Annotated in this window: 20 protein-coding genes; 4 read left to right on the top strand and 16 right to left on the bottom strand. The window is 38.8% G+C overall.

The genetic code is table 11. The annotated features are described in order from the left end of the window. Positions 1-18 precede the first annotated feature (18 nt). From AC27JL_RS05535 to dapA, 4 genes are all read right to left on the bottom strand, one after another. The gene (locus AC27JL_RS05535; RefSeq protein ID WP_277055052.1) at positions 19-276 is read right to left on the bottom strand and encodes a phosphopantetheine-binding protein; all 258 of its coding nucleotides are present in this window, start codon (positions 274-276) and stop codon (positions 19-21) included. Further along, positions 273-1058 (bottom strand): lysophospholipid acyltransferase family protein, encoded by a 786-nt coding sequence (locus AC27JL_RS05530; RefSeq protein WP_487195046.1) that lies wholly within the window; start codon positions 1056-1058, stop codon positions 273-275. The genes AC27JL_RS05535 and AC27JL_RS05530 overlap by 4 nt, the downstream gene beginning before the upstream one ends. Then, entirely contained in the window at positions 1051-1746 is a 696-nt protein-coding gene (locus AC27JL_RS05525) for a beta-ketoacyl synthase chain length factor (protein WP_487195045.1), read from the bottom strand. The genes AC27JL_RS05530 and AC27JL_RS05525 overlap by 8 nt, the downstream gene beginning before the upstream one ends. Positions 1747-1865: 119 nt before the next feature. Further along, the gene (gene dapA, locus AC27JL_RS05520) at positions 1866-2783 is read right to left on the bottom strand and encodes a 4-hydroxy-tetrahydrodipicolinate synthase (protein ID WP_487195044.1); all 918 of its coding nucleotides are present in this window, start codon (positions 2781-2783) and stop codon (positions 1866-1868) included. Positions 2784-2955: 172 nt separating this feature from the next. On the opposite strand from dapA, the gene AC27JL_RS05515 reads away from it, so the two are divergent. Next, complete coding sequence (locus AC27JL_RS05515; RefSeq protein WP_487195043.1) at positions 2956-3609, top strand: DUF6058 family natural product biosynthesis protein; 654 nt, start codon at positions 2956-2958, stop codon at positions 3607-3609. Positions 3610-3722: 113 nt separating this feature from the next. Here the strand turns inward: AC27JL_RS05515 and AC27JL_RS05510 are convergent, their stop codons facing one another. The 3 genes from AC27JL_RS05510 to AC27JL_RS05500 all read right to left on the bottom strand — a co-directional run bounded on the left by AC27JL_RS05510 (position 3723) and on the right by AC27JL_RS05500 (position 6208). Next, positions 3723-4010 carry a putative quinol monooxygenase gene (locus tag AC27JL_RS05510; RefSeq protein ID WP_203987465.1) on the bottom strand — a complete coding sequence of 96 codons (288 nt, stop codon included), beginning with the start codon at positions 4008-4010 and terminating at the stop codon, positions 3723-3725. 64 nt (positions 4011-4074) lie between these two features. Further along, positions 4075-4890: a 2,5-didehydrogluconate reductase DkgB gene (dkgB, locus tag AC27JL_RS05505; protein WP_487195042.1), complete on the bottom strand. Its 816-nt coding sequence runs from the start codon at positions 4888-4890 to the stop codon at positions 4075-4077. A 145-nt stretch (positions 4891-5035) separates the two neighbouring features. After that, positions 5036-6208, bottom strand: coding sequence for an MFS transporter (locus AC27JL_RS05500; RefSeq protein ID WP_039037448.1), 1173 nt, complete (start codon positions 6206-6208; stop codon positions 5036-5038). A gap of 114 nt (positions 6209-6322) precedes the next feature. Here AC27JL_RS05500 and AC27JL_RS05495 point away from each other — a divergent pair, with 114 nt between their 5' ends. Both AC27JL_RS05495 and AC27JL_RS05490 read left to right on the top strand, forming a co-directional pair. Further along, positions 6323-7210, top strand: a complete 888-nt coding sequence (locus AC27JL_RS05495; RefSeq protein ID WP_487195041.1) for a LysR family transcriptional regulator — start codon at positions 6323-6325, stop codon at positions 7208-7210. 58 nt (positions 7211-7268) lie between these two features. Continuing rightward, positions 7269-8306, top strand: a complete 1038-nt coding sequence (locus tag AC27JL_RS05490) for a metal-dependent hydrolase (protein WP_487195040.1) — start codon at positions 7269-7271, stop codon at positions 8304-8306. Here the strand turns inward: AC27JL_RS05490 and AC27JL_RS05485 are convergent. From AC27JL_RS05485 to AC27JL_RS05465, 5 genes are all read right to left on the bottom strand, one after another. Then, on the bottom strand, positions 8303-9223 hold the full coding sequence (locus AC27JL_RS05485) for a GGDEF domain-containing protein (protein WP_487195039.1): 921 nt from the start codon (positions 9221-9223) through the stop codon (positions 8303-8305). The genes AC27JL_RS05490 and AC27JL_RS05485 overlap by 4 nt on opposite strands. Before the next feature lie 2 nt (positions 9224-9225). After that, positions 9226-10035 carry an alpha/beta fold hydrolase gene (locus AC27JL_RS05480; protein WP_487195038.1) on the bottom strand — a complete coding sequence of 270 codons (810 nt, stop codon included), beginning with the start codon at positions 10033-10035 and terminating at the stop codon, positions 9226-9228. A 153-nt stretch (positions 10036-10188) separates the two neighbouring features. Beyond that, positions 10189-10455 (bottom strand): hypothetical protein, encoded by a 267-nt coding sequence (locus tag AC27JL_RS05475; RefSeq protein WP_006791740.1) that lies wholly within the window; start codon positions 10453-10455, stop codon positions 10189-10191. Positions 10456-10768: 313 nt separating this feature from the next. Beyond that, positions 10769-11155 carry an OsmC family protein gene (locus AC27JL_RS05470; RefSeq protein WP_487195037.1) on the bottom strand — a complete coding sequence of 129 codons (387 nt, stop codon included), beginning with the start codon at positions 11153-11155 and terminating at the stop codon, positions 10769-10771. 9 nt (positions 11156-11164) lie between these two features. Beyond that, the gene (locus AC27JL_RS05465; RefSeq protein ID WP_487195036.1) at positions 11165-11554 is read right to left on the bottom strand and encodes a cytochrome b562; all 390 of its coding nucleotides are present in this window, start codon (positions 11552-11554) and stop codon (positions 11165-11167) included. Between the two features lie 699 nt (positions 11555-12253). Here AC27JL_RS05465 and AC27JL_RS05460 point away from each other — a divergent pair. Beyond that, on the top strand, positions 12254-15097 hold the full coding sequence (locus AC27JL_RS05460; RefSeq protein ID WP_487195035.1) for a TonB-dependent receptor domain-containing protein: 2844 nt from the start codon (positions 12254-12256) through the stop codon (positions 15095-15097). Positions 15098-15142: 45 nt separating this feature from the next. Here AC27JL_RS05460 and AC27JL_RS05455 read toward each other — a convergent pair whose 3' ends face one another. The 4 genes from AC27JL_RS05455 to AC27JL_RS05440 form a co-directional block, all read right to left on the bottom strand. Continuing rightward, complete coding sequence (locus tag AC27JL_RS05455) at positions 15143-16921, bottom strand: sugar phosphorylase (protein WP_487195034.1); 1779 nt, start codon at positions 16919-16921, stop codon at positions 15143-15145. A gap of 40 nt (positions 16922-16961) precedes the next feature. Next, positions 16962-18182, bottom strand: coding sequence for a glycosyltransferase family protein (locus AC27JL_RS05450; protein WP_006791735.1), 1221 nt, complete (start codon positions 18180-18182; stop codon positions 16962-16964). Next, the gene (locus tag AC27JL_RS05445; protein WP_487195033.1) at positions 18175-19920 is read right to left on the bottom strand and encodes an HAD-IIB family hydrolase; all 1746 of its coding nucleotides are present in this window, start codon (positions 19918-19920) and stop codon (positions 18175-18177) included. The genes AC27JL_RS05450 and AC27JL_RS05445 overlap by 8 nt, the downstream gene beginning before the upstream one ends. A gap of 144 nt (positions 19921-20064) precedes the next feature. Then, positions 20065-21303, bottom strand: a complete 1239-nt coding sequence (locus AC27JL_RS05440) for a uracil-xanthine permease family protein (RefSeq protein ID WP_006791733.1) — start codon at positions 21301-21303, stop codon at positions 20065-20067. Positions 21304-21430: the final 127 nt, after the last annotated feature.

Genomic DNA, 21430 nt, shown 5'->3' with positions numbered 1-21430 from the left:
ATTCCTAGTGTGTGTTAATTAAGTACGTGATTGTTCTATAAATTGCGCTAAAGAGTTAACACTCGCAAAATGCGCTTTAGTTTGTTCTGAATTTGCATCAATTTTTACGTCAAATTCTTTTTTGATAGCAAGCCCGAGTTCTAGCGCATCTATGCTATCTAGCCCTAAACCGTCTACAAATAATGGCTCGTCGTCTTTTATATCGGCAATGGTCATATCTTCAAGATCTAGGCTCGAAATAATCAATTGTTTAATTTGTTGTTTTAATTCACTCATATATAGCTAAGCTCTTTTGTAAAGTATTGTTGTAAGCCTTTCGTAAGCAAGCGAGACTGTATTGCAGGTACGTCGCTTGTATAAATAATATCGCTTTTGAAAGAATGTGGTGCTAGTTGCATAGAAAAATGCGCTTGGTATGGGGCTACTCTGTACCAAGGTGTCTCTTTAGTTAACGTGTTAGGTTTCATTTTAATCAATACGGTTGTTATAGGAGCATGGCATCTAAGGGCTATATTTGCAGCCCCCCTTTTAAATTTAAGCGTATTATGAGGTACTGAACGTGTTCCCTCAGGAAAAACAATTAAGTTATTCCCTCTTTTTAGTGTTTGTTCGCATTCCTTTAATAGTTCTTGCGGGTCTTCATTGCTTATATAACCTGTACTTTTTATCACACCACGCATAAAAGGGTTTGTAAAAAGGTGTGCTTTTACAACGCAATCAACATTTTTAATGACCGATATAAGTACCACAACATCAATAAGTGATGGGTGATTAGCCAAAACAAGCTCGCCTTTCAAATTAGCTAAATGGGCTTTATCTTTTATATGAAAACGGATAGCGCCACTGTGGTGCATTAAACCGACAAAAAATTTAAAACTATAATGCACTACCGTACGCGCATTTTCTTTTTGTTTTACAGGACAGCGTTGAAAAAAACGTTGAACAGGGAATATAAGTAACGCTAAAAATAGACCACCTAAACCAAATAAACTAAAACAAAGGCCAGTGGCTATAATACGCCAAATAAGGCCTATTACTCTTATTGTTGTGTTAAACATAGTGGCTTAGCAACCAACCATTAGCACTGGCGCTTTGTTTGTTAAACATTGCTTTTGCGCACTCTAAACTTAAAGGAGTAGTTGAATGCCCACAATTATTAGCCGCCTGTTTGGTTAGACTAAAATGAGCTTCATTTTCTGTAGCTAATCGCATAACTAACGCAATAGAATGAGTTATTTGTTTCTCATCAGCAAATGTCGTGTAGGGATCAGGAAGTGATTCATCAGTATGAACAACTAATATATGTGTTTGCTTAAACTCTACTAACTTTATGTATGCTTCTATTAAAGCGCAAGCAAAGCTATCCTTACCCGCTGCAATAGCAATCATAGGTTGGGTGTTACCACTAATAATACTGTACATCCCAATAGCAGCATTATGCACACTTAAGCCAAAGCCTGTCGGTGATAAGGGCAGTTGCTCAGCGAGGTCACCTAGTAAGTTAGCTGTTTTATGAAAATCGCCATGTCGTGACGAAAAAACAACAGGCATATTTTCATACGGTTTTTCATTTGTAACCTGGTACGCACTATGTAAAACCATTTTCACAAATGGCGTCATCCTTCTGCGCTGCATTGCAGTTACCCAGCTTAATGTTATTGGTGATGAGTCATACCAATTTTCAAAGAGGGCTTGTCGCTGTTCAGGCTTAATCCATGTAGCGAGTTCTTCAACAACAAATTTCACAAATAAACGTTATTTAGTAAGTAAGGGGGCGAGAATTTTACCGACATTAGCAATAAAAGTAAAATATTCATTAAATAAATGCCAGCACTTACTAACTGTTCAGCGCTGGCTCATATAACCTAAGAAAGCAAAGCAATATCACTTTGTTTTATACACTTAGCTTTATTGCCCGCAATATCATCAACGTTAAGCTCGTTTATTAAAGCCTCGCCTTGTGCTTGTTGCTCATCGCTCAGTGGCAAATACGGCAATCTAAATACGGGGTTTACCGCGCCCGTCATCATCAATGCCGTGTTTATTGCAATCGGGTTTGGCTCGCAAAACAACCAGTTCATTAAAGGTTGTAATGAGCTATTTAACGCATCATTTTTAGTATCCATTAGCTGGCGAAACAACCCAGGAATAAGATTAGAGGTAACCGATATAACACCGTGGGCTTTGTGTACATGGCGTGCGTCGTGCGCTTCGTCATCGTTACCAGACCAGCACGCAATACCTTGCTGCTCGTAATGTGCAATTCGCTCGTTACCACCGCATTCTTTTACACCAATTAAGTTAGGGTGTTTTGCTAATGGCTCAATAATATCAGGTGTTAAATCTTGCCCTGTGCGCCCTGCTACGTTGTAAATAAACGCAGGGCCTATATCGAGCACGCGTTTAAAGTGCTCTTTTACACCCGCAATAGACGTACGGCCATAATATGGATTAATTTGCAGCGCTGCATGCATTCCACTTGCAAAGCCATATTTAGTGGCTTTTATTGCCTCGCGTGTATTATTACTGCCTGTATTACCAACAATTAGTAACTGATTGCCATACTTGTTTGCACTGTGCGCAATAAGCATTAAATGCTCTTCCCAGTTCATTAACTGACCTTCGCCGGTTGTACCACCAACCACAATGCCATCTACACCCGCTGCAATTTGTATTTCGACGAGTTCATCATACTTGACTAAATCTATTTCACCATTAGCTAAATACGGGGTTTTAATAGCAGTAATTAAGCTTGCTTGTTTAATTTGTTCTAGGGTGCGCATAAAAATTCATTATTTATAAAACTTGCGTTATTTGTAACATACTTACACGCATTTTTGCAGGCCTAAGCTAATAATAAACGTAAAATGGCTTGTGTTATTTAGTTTGATAATACAAAATACAAATACTGTACATTTAAACAGTGTTTGTATTTTTAACTTTAAGCGAGCCTTTATGCGTTTATCTGACTACTTAGCCACTCATTTTTATACCACCGATGAGCTTTGCCATGCTTTAAATATTGACGCCGAGCAACTAGATACGTGGCAGCAGCAAAGTATTTTTCCTAAACCAAGTTATTGTATAAAAAGCCAGTTAAGTTGCAGCTCGTATTCTGGTTTGTATGAATGTGAAGAGTACGATGATTATTACCCGCGAGGTTGTGTAAATTGGGGGCAAGGGCTAATAAAACAAAAAATTGAATCCTCAAGCAATGCCTTTAATTACTTTGAGCAGCAGTACACAGCAAGCCTGAGTAAACTTGCTCAGCAAGGCTTTAATTTTAATGAAGAATTATTTGGCTGCGAAATAGACGAGCATTTACAGCAAGTGTGGCAACAGTTTTTATGCAGCAAATACGGCGTACTGACACAAAACGGTTTAATTGACGAAATAGTCTGTGTGGATATAGGACGCCTGCTGGTAGACGATATTACTGAATTGCGCACTAAAGGAAGTTTAAACCAACAAGAACGCACGCAACTTCACCCCGCTATGAAACTGCTTAATAAAGCATTAGGGCACGGGGCTGATCACGAAAAACAACACACATTGCGTGCCCGTTACATAGATGCACTTATTTTAAAGTACGATTTATCGATTAAATAAATACGGCTGAGATTTATACAAGCTTGGGGTTTAAAATACAGAGTAACGCAAATGGCGATATAAGTTTACGTCGCCACTGTATTTTACTAACTAACTAATAAGAGTACTTTTTACTAGCCAATGGTGTTGTAAACGTCAATATTACTGCTTGTTAGAAGCCCGGTAACTTGTGTTCCAAAAGCTTTAAAATGTGGCTCGTTTTTGTGCGATTCAAAATGCTCATCTGATGCCCACTGCTCAGTCACCAAATAAGTCGTTTGCTGCGCATCACTTTTTACCGATAGCTCATAACGTAGACAGCCAACTTCTTGGCGCGAGTACTTTTGCAGGTTTTCGAGTGCAGTTAATACAACATCTGCATCAATATTTTTACTCGAAATAGTGGCGATTACTGTTAACATGATCAGTCCTTTTTAAAAACAAAGGTGCAGTTTTGCTACACCTAATGTTGTTTTGCGTATTTTATTACTGATCCCACTGCGGCGCAAAATCAGGCGTTGCTTGGCGGTCGCCACAATCAAGTGCATCAATACGGGCAATGTCTTCATCATCTAACTTAACATGGTCGATAAAGTTATCTTCCAAGTTTTTACGCTTAGTTGACGATGGAATCGTAGTCATATCATTTGCGTTTTCCCAAGCAATTACAACTTGCGCAGGTGAAGCGTTATGCTTATTCGCTATATCAAGAATCGTTTCATCTTTTAGGACTTTACCGACCACAAACGGCATATAAGCCGTTACGTGTATGGCGTGCTGAGCACAAAACGCACGTAATTTTGTATTGGTTAAGTACGGATGTACCTCAACTTGGTTAGTAAATATTTCACGCGAGTCTAGCGTTTGCATTGCTTCGTTTAAGTTTGCAATAGTGAAATTAGACACGCCAATATGTTTTGTTAAACCAAGCTGTTTAGCTTTTAAAAGCTCAGTTAGGTACTCACTCATTGGCTCATCGTTTGATGGCGCAGGCCAATGAATAAGCAATAAATCAACAGAGTCTACTTGCAGCTTTTCTAAAGACTTTTCTACGCTTGCAATAAAATCAGTTTTATTGAGTTTGTTATTCCACACTTTAGTCGTTAAAAATATTTCGCTGCGCGGAATGTTACTATCTTTTATAGCTTGGCCTACTTGCTCTTCGTTACCATAAATTTGCGCTGTGTCTATATGGCGAAACCCGACATCTAATGCCATTTTTACCGAGTTGTATGCAGTATCGCCTTCTAAACGAAATGTTCCAACACCTAAATTCGGCATTTCAATTACACGTTGTGTCATGAATCTATCCTTATACGTTGGTTTAAAATACAGCTATTGAATAGCGTTAAAAAATACACCTTTTACTTTCTCAAAAAATAACCTCACAGTAGCTATGAGGTTATAAAAATGCGTTTCAAGGGTTTAATGATACAAAGTTTACACTTTATGCTCGCTGAATTTCACGCTTATCAAGCAAGCCACTGTAACGAGTCACTATAAGTGCCAATACAGAAATAACGGCGCCTATCCATGCTGTGTCTCGCAGAGTCATACTTTCCACTACGCTTCCACCAATGATTGAGCCAAGTGCAATACCAATATTAAAAGCGGCTATATTTAATCCAGATGCAACATCCACAGCATTAGGTGTATGTTTTTGTGCTTGTTTTACAACGTAAAGCTGTAAGCCTGGCACGTTACCAAACGCAAAGGCGCCCCAAACTAAAATTGTAAGTACGGCAGCTACTTTATTATCCATGGTAAATGTAAGTGCCAATAAAATAATGCTAAGAGCACTAAATATAATACTGAGTGCACTTATTGGGCCGCGTTTATCCGCAAGTTTTCCACCCCAAATATTGCCTACCGCTACAGATGCACCATAAACCAGCATAATTAAACCAATAGCTGAGGGTGCAAAGCCAGTTTCCTGCTCTAAAATCGGCGCTAAATAAGTAAATGCTGTAAACGTGCCGCCATAACCTAAAATAGTCATTAAATATACGAGTAATAAGCGCGGTTTAACAATAACCTGAAGCTGTTCTTTAAAGGTTGCAGGGATAGACTGCTTCAAGTTTTTGGGTACCAAAATAGCACTTCCTACCAAAGCAATTAAGCCCAACACCGATACCACTAAAAATGTTGCACGCCAGCCAAAATGCTGGCCTATCCACGTTCCTAATGGCACTCCTGTTACAAGTGCAACCGTGAGTCCCGTAAACATAATTGCAATAGCGCTGGCCTCTTTATCTTTACTTACTAAGCTTGTGGCAATCATAGAACCAATTGAGAAAAACACCCCATGGGCTAAGCCTGTTAAAATACGCGCAAGTATTAATGTTTCATAACTTGGCGCTTGCCATGCTAATAAGTTCCCCAGCACAAATAAGCCCATTAAGCTTATAAGTACAATTTTACGATTCCATTTCCCGGTGAGTGCAGTAAGTACCGGTGCACCAATAGCCACACCTACCGCATATAAACTCACTAGCAAACCCGCTGAAGGTAGGCTTACGCCTAAATCGTTTGCAATAGTAGGCACTAATCCCACTATTACAAACTCGGTTGTTCCTATTGCAAATGCGCTTAAGGTTAGCGCCCACAAAGCCAATGGCATAATTAAATCCTCATTATTAGTTAAGAATTACAGTTTGACTAAAAATGTGTTTGCAAAAAATAGCATTAGTGACAAAATACTTTTGTAAAAAATGCAAAAGTAAGGTGCTAAAATATGGCTCAGCATGCAAAAACCGAAGACTTAGAAATGTTTTTAACGGTAGTAGATAGCGGGAGTTTTTCAGCAGCTGCTAATTTGCTTGATCAGCAAGTAGCAAAAGTGTCGCGTGCCGTATCTCGTCTTGAAAATACATTACAATGTACGTTACTAAACAGGACCACTCGCCGATTAGAGCTAACCGAAGAGGGCCATACCTTTATTAAATATGCTCGTGATGGCTTAAACACCTTACAAACCGGCGAAGAGGCAATCAAACTGTTAAAACAGTCACCCAGTGGAAAGTTACGTATTGATGCAGCAAGCCCTTTTGTACTGCACCAATTGGTACCTTTGATTGCTGAGTTTAATATGCAGTACCCCCACATTATGCTTGATATTACCTCTCACGACAGCATTATTGATTTACTAGAGCATAAAACTGACCTAGCCATACGTATTGGTGATTTAAAAGATTCAAACCTGTATGCAAAAAAGTTGGGGGCCAGTAAATTGCATTTGGTCGCAAGCCCTGAGTATTTGAAAAACGCACCTGAACTTACTCAAGCAAGCGATTTGGGCCAACATAAACTTATCGGCTTTACCGACTCACCCGCGCTCAATAACTGGCCTCTTAACATACCCTCAAAGCTTTCGTTTGAAATCACAGCAAGCAGCGGCGAAACAATTAGACAACTATGTATAGCAAACCAAGGCATTGCTTTACTCTCGCATTTTATGATTGGAAACGATTTAAAAGCTGGTAGGTTAGTCAATGTTTTAGCAAATAGTATTAAAACACCAAACCATCGAGAAGATATACAAGCCGTTTATTACAAAAACAGTGCGGTGTCGTCTCGCATTGTTGTATTTTTAGATTTTATAAAACCAAAGCTTGCATTATAAGTGGCCTTTTTACGCTTTTAATCAGTATAAACAGACTTATAATTAATAAAGGATTTATATGGACTCGTTAACACAGGTTGCTTTGGGTAGTGCTGTAGGCTACGCCGTGCTAGGCAATAAAATTGGTCGTAAAGCGGTATTTTGGGGTGCAGCGCTTGGCACCTTGCCCGACCTAGATGTTTTTTTACCTTATGGCGGCCCTGTAGAGTCATTTACTTATCATCGCGGTTTTAGCCATTCCTTCTTTATCCATTTATTAATAAGCCCACTTATCGTATGGCTTATATTAAAATTACACTCTGGCATGCAAACTTACAAAGTGAGATGGTTTTGGTTAGTGTTTTTGTGCTTATCAACCCACGCATTGCTAGATAGTTTTACCGTATATGGCACCCAATTAATGTGGCCGTTTACTGAGCACCCTTTTGCGTTATCAAATATGTTTATAATTGATCCCCTTTATACACTTCCATTATTGCTAGGAGTCGTGTGTACGTTACTTCCTAAAGTATCATCAAACACCGCCTACAAAATTAATAGTATTGCGCTTGGATTAAGCTCACTTTATTTATGTACGTCTTTTGCATTGAAAGTCATGATTGATGACAAAGTAAAAACGGCGCTAAACAACAAAAACATTACGTATGAGAAGTATATAAGCACACCAGCGCCACTTACTACCTTGCTTTGGCGAGTCGTTGTTATGTCTGACGAGCATTACTATGAAGGCTATGCCTCTGTATTTGATGAACCCGACGAGGTAACACTTAGTGCATATCCTACAAATCCCTCGCTATTAAATAACATTAAAAATGAATGGGGTGTAAAACGCTTGCAATGGTTTACAAAAGGGTTCTATTCAGTAAGAGAGCAGCAAAACAAAGTGATTTTGTCAGACTTGCGCATGGGAATGGAATGTCAGTATGTGTTTAATTTTCAAGTAGGTGAAATAAATTCAGAGGGAGTCACAGCCAGTAATTTTGACAAAATAAGTCAACGTCCAAGCTTCAATGATATGGATAAAATATGGGATAGAATTTGGCAACCCAGCAATTCACTCCTCAACAATACATGCAACAACGATACTAATCATTAAATAGTGTTATCGTCCCCAAACAGCTGAGTTCTATTTTTACCAAGCGATTTTGCTTGGTAAACAGCGTTGTCTGCTTGTGTAAATAAATCTATAAATGTGTTTATTGTATTACTTATGGTCATACCTATACTCACAGTCACAGGCTTATTATCGACTAATATGTCCGCAATAATGGCATGCAATCTATTACAAAATAGTAAGGCCCCTTTTTTATCTGTGTCTGGTAGCATGATTAAAAATTCTTCACCACCATAGCGGGAAATTAAATCGGTTTGTCGTCCAAAACTTTTTAGTGCTTGCCCAAGCTCTTTTAAAACACGATCGCCTTCTAAGTGGCCAAAAGTATCATTAATTAATTTAAAATTATCTATATCTATAACAAGCAAGGCTACAGACTGCTTTGATCTTAACGATTGTTCTAACAGTAAAGTACTGCGGTAATTCATTTCTCTTCTGTTTAACAAATTAGTTAGCTCATCAGTAGAAGCTAATGACTTTAATTCTTCAGCCTGCTCTTCTAGTTTTTCTCGTGTTTTAATTAGCTCATCATAAAGTTGATCCTGCTTTGATGAATTAAAAAGGCTCCAAAACACCTTCCCCTCTTCATTTATTTGAGCATTAATAGTCATGGGGGTTTTTCTCCCTTGTCCATTAAAAATAATTAGCTGCATTTCTTCGGATGTTTTTTCGTGAAGCAAGGTAGGAATAAGATAACTTTGAAAAAATATTCTTGATGATTTGGTCAAAATTTTATTTATGTTTTGACCCACTAGTTCATCACTTTTCCAATAAAGGTGCTCTTCAAAATAGCTATTTACATAAATAATCGTATTTTTAGAATCTGTGATCAAGGCACCACTGAGAAAACAGTCAGCTGAATAAGATGCTTTTTTGTTTTCTGTTTTAATGGATTTCACGCTTATTGCTTTACGTAATCAGTAATAGATTGACTTACAACCTCTGGGTGAGTCATTTGCAAGCAATGGCCTTGTGCACTTATAACAATGAGTGAACTCGATTGTATTTCCTTTTCAATGTACTGGCCAACAGAAACATCAGCGAGTGCATCATCTTCGCTTTGTAAAATGAGTGTAGGTTGTATAATTTTTGTGAGTAAAAAACGATAGTCAGAAAAAAAGGTCGCCTCTGCAAAATTTTTGGCTATGACAGGATCAGTTGAACAAAAACTACCTGAAAGCTCCCCAATCAACTCAGCTGAGTTAGTATTACCTATAACCAGTGGTGCTAAATAGTCAGCCCAACCAATATAATTTTTATCCATTAAGCTTAATAATTCTTGCAGGTCTTCTTTGTCGAACCCGCCTTGGTAATCTGGCGGGAAATTTAAGAAGCAAGGAGAAGGACACACCATAATTAATTTACTAATTAAATCAGGCCTTTCAACTGCCGCAAGCGCGCCTATCATTCCACTTACCGAATGGCCAACAAATACGACATCCGATAAATTTAACTCTGTGCACACCTCTATTACATCTAAGGCATAACCTTCTAGTTTTTTGTATCGTTGTTTGTTGTATTGAGATATGTCTGAATTACCTGAACCCACATAATCAAACAGTACAATTTTAAACTGCTTTTCTAAATAAGGAGTTAAAAAACGCCACATGTTTTGGTCACATCCAAATCCATGTCCAAATAGCAATGTTTTAGAGCCGCTACCAATTACCTTTACATTGTTTCTCGTTTTTATCGATTCTGAATTTAGCACTTTAAAGCACGCCTTTATCTGTAATATAAGTAATGTTATCGACAAAATGTTAAAAGCTAACTCGTATTAACTCTTACTCAAATTAACCGCCGTATAATCTTTATCAATAAATCTTAGTATACAACCAATACAAGCTATTAATTAAATAAAGATTTAATTTTGATGTTCGTATTGGCCTCTATATACCTCAAATACTTTTAAAACAGTATGTTGGTCTTTTGATAGATTATCGTACCAGTCATCAAATAATTCATCATTTTCTTGCTCGCTCAACGCCATATAATGAGCTAGTAGCTCAATAATGTCGTTATTATCGCAGCCAAGATGGTTAACTTGCTGTGCTAAGGCACTATGGTCGCGCTCTCTTAAGGTCTCCATTACCCCTTGATCTATTTGTTCTTGTTGTATTGCGTCGCTCATAAAATACCTCAGTATCTACTGTAAATATGTTTAACTATTTTTATTGTTGTGTTTATAGTTATAACAGCCTAAACATGAATAGCCAGTATTTTTGAACTAAGTGATTACTTTTTGATTTATTTGTTTAAATAGCCACCAAGAGTGCTTATAAAAGCATCACATATTGAAAAACCAATAAAAAACACACCAAATTACAACTCGTAATTGTTGTGTTTATAGCTATCTAAAAACGTCGTATTTTAGGGTGAGCGGCAAGGCAAGGGTATTAAAATGAAAGAGGTAACTCGTTAAAGTTACCTACATATTGGTGAATTTATTTTACAACAACAGAAAACTCAGGCACAGCTTGAATTACTTTTTTAACAGTACATGTATTTACTGCCGCAATTAATGCTTTTTTATACTTTTGAGGAAAACCATCAGGCAAATTAATTTCGATTGAAAATAACTTTTTACCATTTTCATCTACATTTTCGTTGTTTTGTGTAAGTGTCATACCTTCTGTTGAAATGTCACGTTGCTCACAAAATTTTCGCGCATAAAACCCTGCACACAAAACCATACTCACTAAAAAGTAGTCAAATGGTTCTGGGTACTCTGCACCACCACCAGCCGAAATACTCTGATCGCTAATTACTTCCAAATCACCAAATTTAGCACTTTGCTTTTGGCCTTCTAATAATGAAACCGAAATTTCCATAACTATTCCTTACTTTCCAAACAATAATTCAAAAAAGCCTGGTGGCTCATGTAGTTTATGATATTTTTTTCGTAAATCATCAATGCGTTTAAGCGGTACTTTAGCAGCAGTAAGCCCTTGCTGATTAGCCGCTTTTTTTGCAAGCCTTGCTTGTGTAAGCACTTTATCAAGCCCCTTAACCGACTGTTCGGGCTTCTTGTAAAACTTTGCCGTTTTGCTTACTTCCACCAGCTTAATAAATTCATCAATTGCGGTATTAAACTCTGTTAACTTGCTAGCTTGTACCGCTTTTTTATAAGCAAGCCCTGTGTTTTTCATGTTTAATTCTAGATCAATAGTCTCGCTGGCATAACTGAGCGAGCTAAATAAAATGACAATAATGAGGTAAGTGTATTTCATGAAAAGCCCTAAAAAAACTGATAATACAAATTGTATCAAGTAAACAGAATAAAGTAACGAATCAGCAATCACTCTTTATATGCTGTAAAGGGGGTTTACAACTTAATATTGGTAATAGTCAGCATTAAGTTAAAGTTAAAATCAAATAACTACCTATTTTACTAACATTGAATGTATCTAGATCAACAAATGAATAACGACACATTTAATAAAGATGATGAAATTTACTCAATTTAAACATTTATTTTAATAACACCATTGAACGCCCAGCTCGCTAAATCAGCAAAAATATACATTTAAGTAACTTAATAGCACAATTAACAAACACACCTGTTAATTACATCTGCAATTTAACTAGCATTTTGACGAGTCAAATAAACAGCAAATAGATCAAAAACTCCGCGTCAATTTTAATATTAATAACTCAATGTAAACAACGTGGCTAAAAAAGGTAAACAACCAAGAAAAGCCCCATCTTATTGTCATCATAATTTAAACAAAAGTAACAACTTATAACACTATAAATAAAATTAATTTCAAACCTTAACATAACAATATAGAGGCTTTCAGAGGGTTTAATCTTATTTGCGAGCGTGCAATAATCGTTAGTTCTTTAGCCAAATGTGATGACAATGTTGCTATTTAACTATGCCAATTTTGTTAAGCATTTTTTCATAACAAACACCCATTAGGGAACTCATGAAACATTATTCTTTAATTTCCAACAGCATTAAATGTGCACTACTAACCGCTGCTGCAACAGCGAGTAGCACAGTATTAGCTCAAGATGAGCAAGTAGCAAAAAAAATAGAACGCGTTGAAGTAACAGGCTCACGCATATTACGTGAAGGCGCAATTGCACCGGCTCCCGTAACCGTAATCAGTGGCGATCAACTTGTAAATAGTGGCGCTGTTAATATTGGTGAAGCATTAAATAACCTTCCTGCACTGGGTAGCACTTATTCAATGGCTAACTCTGGTCGTTTTATAGGTACTGCAGGTTTAAACATCCTTGATTTACGTAATATGGGAACAGACCGCACACTTGTACTTGTAAACGGTAAACGTCACGTATCAAGCTCTGCGGGCTCTCAATCAGTTGACACTAATACAATTCCAAGCGTATGGATTGAACGTGTTGAAATTATTACTGGTGGCGCCTCTGCTGTATATGGTGCTGACGCCGTAACGGGTGTGGTTAACTTTATATTAAAAGATAATATTGAAGGTTTAGATGTAAGCCTAACCCGTGGCTTTGCCGACCTAAATAGCTATAACAACAAAAAAGCGACTTTTTCATACGGTTCAAACTTTAATGATGATCGTGGTAATGCAGCTTTTGCAGTAGAGTATTCTTCACAAGAGTCGTTAAATGCCCTAGACCACCCATGGACAAGCACATCGTTCAGAAGCCTACGTAATCAGGCACAAACCGATGAAAACAAAGACAGCGCAGACTTTCCAGACAAAATACTAACACCTAACGCAGGTTACTACGCGATTAACAACGCAGGTGTTTATGCATTAGAAAATGGTTACACAAATAGCTTTAACCCAGATAGTACCGCTCGCGATTTATACATTGGTGACAATGTTGACGGCCTTTCATGTGCTAACTGTGACTTTTTTAACCTAGGTCAGTTTGAAGAAATTCAACCTGAGTTTGAGCGTTACAACGTAAACTTTAAAGTTAACTACGATGTGACTGATGATTTAAATGCTTACTTCGACGCTAAATATGTAAATAGCCAAGGCGAAAGCATAGGCCAACCTGCGTTTTTCTTTTTTGATAGCGACAACAGCATTAAGCTAGATAACCCATACCTAGACCCAAGCATTAAAGCGCGTATGGAAGAAGAAGGTGTTGAGTCAATCATGGTTAACCGCATGATGACTGACTTAGGCCGCCGCGTTGAAAACAACACCCGTGAAACAACCCGTTTTGTTACAGGCTTACAAGGCACTGTATTTGAAGATTGGGAACTAGATACATCAATCGTATACGGTAAAACAGAATTAGAGCGCGAAAATGGCGCTAACATGATTTTAGCAAACTACTTTAATGCGCTTGATGCCACTGAAGATGCAAATGGTAATATTGTGTGTCGTAGCGCAGAGGCACAAGCTGATGGCTGTGTACCTGTTAATATTATGGGCTTTGGCGCACCAAGCCAACAAGCCATTGATTACATAAACACAGTGTCTATTGGCGACTCCACCATTGAGCAAACTGTTGTATCAGCTTCGCTTGCAAACGGCGCTATTTTTGAGCTACCAGCCGGTTATGTAGGTATTGCTTTTGGCGCAGAGTATCGTAAAGAAGAAAGCGAAACGAACGAGCCAGATAACGCAGAAGGTACATTTTTTAACGCACTAGGCGAAGATAAAGGCTCGTTTAACGTGCGTGAAGTGTTTTTTGAAGCTTCAATGCCTATCTTAACTGATTTACCGCTTATTCAAGACTTAGTGTTTGATACCGCGGTACGCCATGCCGATTACAGTACGATTGGCGAAGCAACAAGTTGGAAGCTCGGTTTAGATTGGACAGTAAACGACGAGCTACGCGTGCGTGTAACGCAATCTGCTGCCCTTAGAGCACCTAATATTGGTGAAGTATTTGGTGCACCTAGCCAAACTTTCTACAGTGTTGACGATCCATGTCGTGCTGAAAACCTAAATGACTTGTCAAACAGCACGACCCGACGCGCTAACTGTGCTGCATTAGATGTAGCAAATGATTTTAACTCAGACTACGATTCAGCGTCTTTAAATGGCTTAACAAGCGGTAACCGTGACGTAAAAGGTGAAGAGTCAACAAGTACAACAGTAGGTATTGTTTACCAACCAGAGTTTATTGACAACGCAGTATTAACTATCGATTACTGGGAAATTGAACTTGAAGATGCCATTGATACAATCAGCGCGCAAGATATTCTTGACCGCTGTGTAGACAGCACTACTGGCATCAACAACCAGTACTGTAATTTAATTACGCGCGATGCAAACAGCGAAATTTCGTTAATCCAAAACTCTGTATTAAACGTGGCGGGTCAAAAAGCATCGGGGGTTGATTTCGAACTAGGCTACGATTTTGAAGCCCTAGAAGGTAGCTTTAAAACACGTTTAATTGGTACTTACTTAATTGAACGAAAAGACTACCCTTTCCAAGATGATCCAAGCAACTTTATTGAAGCAGCAGGTACTTCTGGCGAAGCTAAATGGCAAGCAAATCTATCTGTAAGCTACTCAATTGACCGCTTTTTCAGTACTGTTGAAACACGCTTTATTGACGAAGTAGACCTTTATACAAATGTTGAACTTGCTCAAAACTCAAACCCTAATAGCAACATGAGCTACGGTAAATACTTTATTACCGATATGACTGTAGGTTACAGCTTCGATAGCGGTGTTGGCGTTAAAGTAGGTGTAGATAACCTATTTAACCGTGAACTACCATACGGTACACGCGGTACAGGCGCCGGTAGCGCAAGCTACGATAACATTGGCCGCTTTGGTTATGTAAGCTTTTCTTACAAGCTTTAATTTAAAGTGAATAATAGGCCAGGCAACGCTTGCCCGGCCTATTTGTTATTTTATATTACTTAGCCAAACACATTGATACGGTTCAAGTTCAATCGTTAACTGCCCTTCCTCTATTGTTTTTCCTGACACTAAGTCAAACCACTGCTGAGTATTAATTAAATTTAAGTCAGCCAATAAAAGTGTTTGCGGTTTATCGCTAATATTAAATACACAAAAAATACTTTGTCTGCGGTCTATACTCTGGCGCCAAAAGCCAAATAATCCACCAGAAAGATGTAACGTAAACTGAGTGGCATTAGGATGAAATGCACGTTGTTTTTTACGCACACCTAATAAGTTTTTAATTGAAGTAAACACTTTGTGATGATGGCTGTATTTTTCGCCAATTGCGGCTAACAGTTTTGATTCTTGCCAACGATGGCGATTAATTGCCCTGTTGTGTTGCGAGTTTTCAAAACGCTCATAATCATTGGTTGTGGCAAGTAAACTATGAATATATAAGCCAGGTATCCCCTCAAGCGCGAACATAATGGCATGCGCGCACATAAAACGCTCAAAGCCAAATTTGTCAGGCCCATTATGTGTTCCTTGCATTGCATCAAATAACGCAATATTTAACTCATATGGTGTATGGGTGCCATCATTACTGGTTCGCATTGAAACGCGACCACCAAATTGCATGGTTGTACTGACCAGCGACGCCACTTCAGTTGGCTGCAATAATCCCTCAATTGGACGAAGCCCTATACCATCATGAGACGCAATAAAATTAAAGTATGCGGTACCGTTTTGCGCAGGTGGCATGCTCATCATCCAATGCTTGAGTGCCGAACTATCACCACTTAATAAGGTATGCAGTAGTAACGGAGGTAAAGCAAAGTTATAAATAGCATGCGCTTCATTGGCATTACCAAAATACGAAAGGTTTTCTTGGTTTGGTATATTTGTCTCAGTGATGATCACCACACTTGGCTCAACATGCTCAATAAGCGTGCGCATTAGCCTAACGGCTTCGTGGGTTTGTGGCAGGTTAATACAACTTGTATTAAGTTGTTTCCACAAAAACGCCACTGCATCGAGCCTAAAAAGCCTCACACCGTTGTCTAAATAATGCCGAATAATGCCTACAAACTCTTTCAAAACCTCTGGGTTTGCAAAATCAAAGTCAACTTGATCATGGCTAAACGTACACCACACATGCTTTTCACCACTGGGAGTTGTTACTGTATTGAGTAAAGACGATGTGCGCGGACGAACAACTTGGCTTAAATCATCGCTTAAGCTTGCAGTTTTAAAGTAATCTTTGCCGGGGTGTAAATCATTTAAAAAGTTTTCAAACCAAACGCTTCGGCTAGAGCAATGGTTAATAACTAAATCAGCCATTAGCTTTACATCTTTAGCAATGCGTTTTATGTCTTCCCAATCACCTAACGACTCGTTGACTTGCACGTAGTTCATCACCGCAAACCCCTCGTCAGAGCTATACGGGTAAAAAGGTAAAATATGCAGGGCGTTAATTTGCATATCGCACTGCTCTTTTATAAATCGATGCAAGGTTTTTAGTGGGGCTTCGATTGGGTTTGCTACCGCAAACTCAGTGTCGTCGTGCTTTATAATCGAATCACCATAAGCAATCAGTACAATATCTTGCTCATCCCATCGGTTAGTGTGTGGAGTTGGGTCGCGAAGTGGACTGTCACCTAAAATAATTTTAATGAGTTGCTGTGCAAACTCTGCTATCGATATAGGCAGCTCAACATCTTTGTAAATAATGTGTAGATGCTGCTCTACTCGCTGTAAAAATAATTCATTCACTGTACTCACACGCGACTCCTTTAACCGTTTTTATATTTATTTTTTTAACTTAGCTGTATTCTTCGTTATCGAGCTCTACCGCCTCTTTTAAACGTTCAAATACATCAGGCATAGCCGATACCACTCGATTCCAACTTGGCACAAATGGCGCTTCCATTGGGTTATCTAAAAAGTGTTGGCCTGCTTCCATAATGTTTTGTGCAAACATTTCTACGGCTTTTTCTTCTTGGTGAACATCCAGTGTTAGCCCGTTCATAAGCGCATCATTGTGGTAGGTTTCAATAAAATCTAAGCCAATTCGGTAGTACGTTGCTTTTAATGAACGAATTGTTTCGCTAGTAAATGTAACCCCTTGCGTAGCGAGTTTTCTAAATAATGCCTTGGTAATATCAATCGACATTTTAGACAAACCGGCACTTTGATCGTCAAGCGACAACGCTTGATGTTTATGGTCGTAGTTATCGGCAATATCTACTTGGCATAAACGGTTATGCGAATAGTTTCGATACATTTCACTCAATACGCCTATTTCAAGCCCCCAGTCACTTGGAATACGAATATCGTTTAATACGTCGCGCCTAAACGAAAACTCACCCGCTAATGGGTACCTAAACGAATCCATATATTCAAGGTAGTCTGTATTACCTAAAATGGTTTTAAATGAGCGCAACAAAGGTGTGACTAATAAACGCGATACGCGCCCATTAATTTTGCCGTTGGCTGTACGCGGGTAAAATCCTTTACAAAACTCGTAGTTAAAACGAGGGTGTGCAACCGGATAAATAAGACGTGCAAGTAAGCTTCTGTCATAGGTTAAAATATCGCAGTCATGAAGCGCTATAGACTCAACCTCGGCGGTTGCAAGCTTATAACCCATGCAATACCAAACGTTACGCCCTTTACCCAGCTCTCTTGGTGCAACGCCTAATTCTTGAAGCTCTTTATCAAGTGCTTGCAAACGTGGGCCGTCGTTCCACAACACTTTGTGATTTTGGTTTAACTCTTTAAAAAAACCAAGTGCATGGCGGTATTGCTGCTCATCGGCTCTATCTAAGCCAATTGTTATTTGCGACAAGTACGGCACTTCTCTTAACTCTTTTATTATATTTTGTAGTGCCGGACCTTCTAACTCACTAAATAAAGAAGGCAGAATTAGCCCCATAGGGCGTTGTTTACTAAAGCTTATTAGCTCTTCTTCTAGTGCTTCAATCGGTCTATCTGCAATATTGTGTAAAGTCGTGATAATGCCATTTTGATAAAAATCAGCCATGTGATTTTTGCTCCTCAATAGTATTTAAAATGCTGCTAATGCTTGGCAATGTTGTTATTTCTTCAACCCAGCCCTGCGGCGCGGGCGATTGAGAATAACGTGCCTTGTTATGCGATAATTTAACCGGCTTTTTACTGCTTGGGTTATTGATGATGATGGCGATATCAGCGTGTTCTAACATCTGCTTATCGTTGTCACTATCACCTAGGGCTATTACTGTGAGAGGCTTTCTAAAATGTTGGGTAAATTGTTTAACTAACCACTGCTGCGCAGCGCTTTTGTCGGTATTTTTAGCAATATGAATAAATCGGCCACCTATCTTTATTTCGTAGCCAAGTGCTGTTACGTCATTTACAAAGGTATCGAGTAATTCATCACTGCCATACCAGTACAAAGGATCGGAGTAATCGCGTGTTTGAGCGCGCTTAGCTTGCGCATTGTTTAATCCGGTAAGCTCGCTTATTTGCTCGCTGCTTAACTCACTAAATAATTTATAGTGTGCTTTATATTGTGCATCTAATGAGTCTAAATCACTTAACAAGCTTGATAGCGGAGACGCTAAGGCGTAACACCAATAACCTGCCACTTCTTTACAGCCTATTGGCTTAAGCTCAAAATAGTTTTGCGGTATAAATACTGCTGCGCCATTTTCAACAATAAAAGGTTGCTGAATGTTCAAATCGTTTTTTATTTCAACCACTTCGCAAAATGTTTTGCTGGTATTAAATACCACAGGAATGTGTGCGCTTTGTAACTGCTGAAGTAGCTCGCTTACATTGCTTGTGTTGTAATCTGTATGGTCGAGTAAAGTACCGTCTAAGTCAGTAAAAATAATAGGCTTTAAGGTATCATCACTTGTTAAGTGCATGCTTACTATGTCTCGATTGCTATCAAGCTCAATGAGTGCGTTTGCTTTGCGACTCAATGTATTTAAGTTTTCGCGGGTTATACGCTCAAAATGAGAAATAAAATAAACTAACTGCTCGTCTGTCATCGTGCCTGTACCAACGCCACTTTTAGCTATTAGCTTTTGTTCTTGCTCTTTTCGCCACGTAAAAACATCTGAAAAGCTAGGCGCTTTGAGCATGATTTTATAATCTATTTTATTAAAAATAGATTTATATTCGTTTGCTAAGCAGCTATTTATACAACGACGCCACACACCTTCTTTATCACTTAATTGTTCTAATTCATTCAGAGGTTCGCTTAGTGAAAATAGCGGCTGTGGCTCGCTTCCTACACACCACCCTTCTAAAAATACAATATCAACAGGCGCTACATTTTTAACCCAATCTTGCTCTGCAACGCAGTCGTCTTGGTGTTTGTTAAAACGCGGTAATGCTACGCCCACCTCACCGGCTAATAACTGAGTAATTGTTTTATTCATCAGGTCGGTATCGTGTGTACCGGGTACGCCACGTGTTACAAATAAAGGATGTACGTCTTGAGCTAGTTGCTTACGGCTTTCTTTACCTAGATAAAAATCGTCGATTGATAAAGCGACCGTATATAACGACGTATTGTTGCTAAACCACGTGACTAAAAAGTCTGCTAAGGTTGTTTTGCCGGAGCCTTGGCAACCATTAATGCCAACAAAAAGAGGAGTTGATGATTTTTTTGATTCGAGAATGTCATGCGCAAGAGGTACAAAGTACTGCTCACTTAAATATTGATACTTTAAAGGCAGTTGATGCTTTGCTAAAAACGGGGTTATATCCACAATATTGGCCTCTGACATAGTAACTCCTTAAATACATAGTGTTCAGAGTACTAAATGCAGGGACTAGACCAACATTATTTTTATAACCTTTTTAATAGGTTATAAAAAAGGCGCGTTTAAAACGCGCCAAATTGGTGCAAATATTTTAACTAATGTTCAAAGTTAAGCAGCGGTTTGCTCTACTTTGGGGAGTACTAAATTAAGCACTATACCTAAAACGGCACACAAGCTAACGCCCTCTAAACTAAATTGACTGCTGCCTATGTGCATTCCGCCAATGCCACACACTAAAATAAGGGCAACAATACTTAAGTTACGAGGCGCTGTTAAATCATCACCCGACTTAACCAACGTATTGAGTCCAACGACCGCAATCGAACCAAATAATAAAATCATAATACCGCCCATCACAGGCACCGGTATGGTTTGTAACCCAGCCCCCATTTTTGCAATAAATGCCAGAGCAATAGCAATAATAGCGGTCCACATCATTACTTTTGGATTAAAGTTTTTAGTTAGCATTACCGCGCCAGTCACCTCTGAATACGTCGTGTTTGGCGGGCCTCCAAATAACGACGCTGCAGATGTTGCTAATCCATCACCAAACAAAGTACGGTGCAGACCTGGCTTTTTTAAAAAGTCTTTTTTAGTCACTTGGCTTATAGCCATCATATCGCCTATATGCTCAATAGCTGGCGCAATGGCCACAGGCACCATAAACAAAATAGCCTGCCATTTAAACTCTGGCAGTGTAAAGTTTGGAATAGCAAACCAGTGTGCATTACTTACCGCATCAAACTGCACTACCCCCAACGCAAGCGATAAACCATAGCCCGAAATTACGCCTGCCAATATAGGAATTAACTTAAATACTCCTTTACCCCACACGGCAAAAATAAGCGTTACCACAAGTGAAAACATGGAAATTAAAATAGCACTGTTGTAATCAATTAGCTGAACACTGCCATCACCTGTTTTACCCATTGCCATGTTAACTGCAACAGGCGCAAGCGCTAAACCTATCACCATAATAACGGGGCCAACAACAACCGGTGGTAAAATTTTATGAAGAGTCGCCACACCTTTAAATTTAACTAACAAACCTAACAACATATAAGCAACGCCAGCGGCCATTAATCCGCCCATCGTAGCGGGTACGCCCCACATTTGTACTCCTGCAATAATGGGAGCTATAAACGCAAACGAAGAGGCTAAAAATATTGGTACCTGCCCTTTAGTCACTAATTGAAATAGTAATGTGCCAACACCTGCAGTAAATAGCGCCACACTAGGATCAAGCCCCGTTAATAACGGCACCAATACCAATGCACCAAATGCAACAAATAGCATTTGTGCGCCGGTTAAAATTGTTTTAATTGAAAACGTTGCGTTACTTTTCACTACACACTCCTAAATTTAAACATTGCTTTTTGCAGTTATAAAGTAATAAACAAACACGAAAAAGGCCTTCCTCAGAAAGCCTCTTTAATGATTGCATTGCCCATAACGCGAAACACAATTAACGCTA

This window comes from Pseudoalteromonas sp. 4NS20-0020, assembly GCF_057554385.1.
This window is presented reverse-complemented; position numbering and strand designations above follow the sequence as displayed.

Excerpts from the sequence above, each read along its gene's own strand:
- AC27JL_RS05490 (WP_487195040.1), top strand. The coding sequence starts at position 7,269 with ATGGACTCGTTAACACAGGTTGCTTTGGGTAGTGCTGTAGGCTACGCC.
- AC27JL_RS05460 (WP_487195035.1), top strand. The coding sequence starts at position 12,254 with ATGAAACATTATTCTTTAATTTCCAACAGCATTAAATGTGCACTACTA.
- AC27JL_RS05535 (WP_277055052.1), bottom strand. The coding sequence starts at position 276 with ATGAGTGAATTAAAACAACAAATTAAACAATTGATTATTTCGAGCCTA.
- AC27JL_RS05500 (WP_039037448.1), bottom strand. The coding sequence starts at position 6,208 with ATGCCATTGGCTTTGTGGGCGCTAACCTTAAGCGCATTTGCAATAGGA.
- dapA (WP_487195044.1), bottom strand. The coding sequence starts at position 2,783 with ATGCGCACCCTAGAACAAATTAAACAAGCAAGCTTAATTACTGCTATT.
- AC27JL_RS05475 (WP_006791740.1), bottom strand. The coding sequence starts at position 10,455 with ATGAGCGACGCAATACAACAAGAACAAATAGATCAAGGGGTAATGGAG.
- AC27JL_RS05450 (WP_006791735.1), bottom strand. The coding sequence starts at position 18,182 with ATGGCTGATTTTTATCAAAATGGCATTATCACGACTTTACACAATATT.
- AC27JL_RS05465 (WP_487195036.1), bottom strand. The coding sequence starts at position 11,554 with ATGAAATACACTTACCTCATTATTGTCATTTTATTTAGCTCGCTCAGT.
- AC27JL_RS05445 (WP_487195033.1), bottom strand. The coding sequence starts at position 19,920 with ATGTCAGAGGCCAATATTGTGGATATAACCCCGTTTTTAGCAAAGCAT.
- dkgB (WP_487195042.1), bottom strand. The coding sequence starts at position 4,890 with ATGACACAACGTGTAATTGAAATGCCGAATTTAGGTGTTGGAACATTT.
- AC27JL_RS05470 (WP_487195037.1), bottom strand. The coding sequence starts at position 11,155 with ATGGAAATTTCGGTTTCATTATTAGAAGGCCAAAAGCAAAGTGCTAAA.
- AC27JL_RS05530 (WP_487195046.1), bottom strand. The coding sequence starts at position 1,058 with ATGTTTAACACAACAATAAGAGTAATAGGCCTTATTTGGCGTATTATA.
- AC27JL_RS05495 (WP_487195041.1), top strand. The coding sequence starts at position 6,323 with ATGGCTCAGCATGCAAAAACCGAAGACTTAGAAATGTTTTTAACGGTA.
- AC27JL_RS05510 (WP_203987465.1), bottom strand. The coding sequence starts at position 4,010 with ATGTTAACAGTAATCGCCACTATTTCGAGTAAAAATATTGATGCAGAT.
- AC27JL_RS05515 (WP_487195043.1), top strand. The coding sequence starts at position 2,956 with ATGCGTTTATCTGACTACTTAGCCACTCATTTTTATACCACCGATGAG.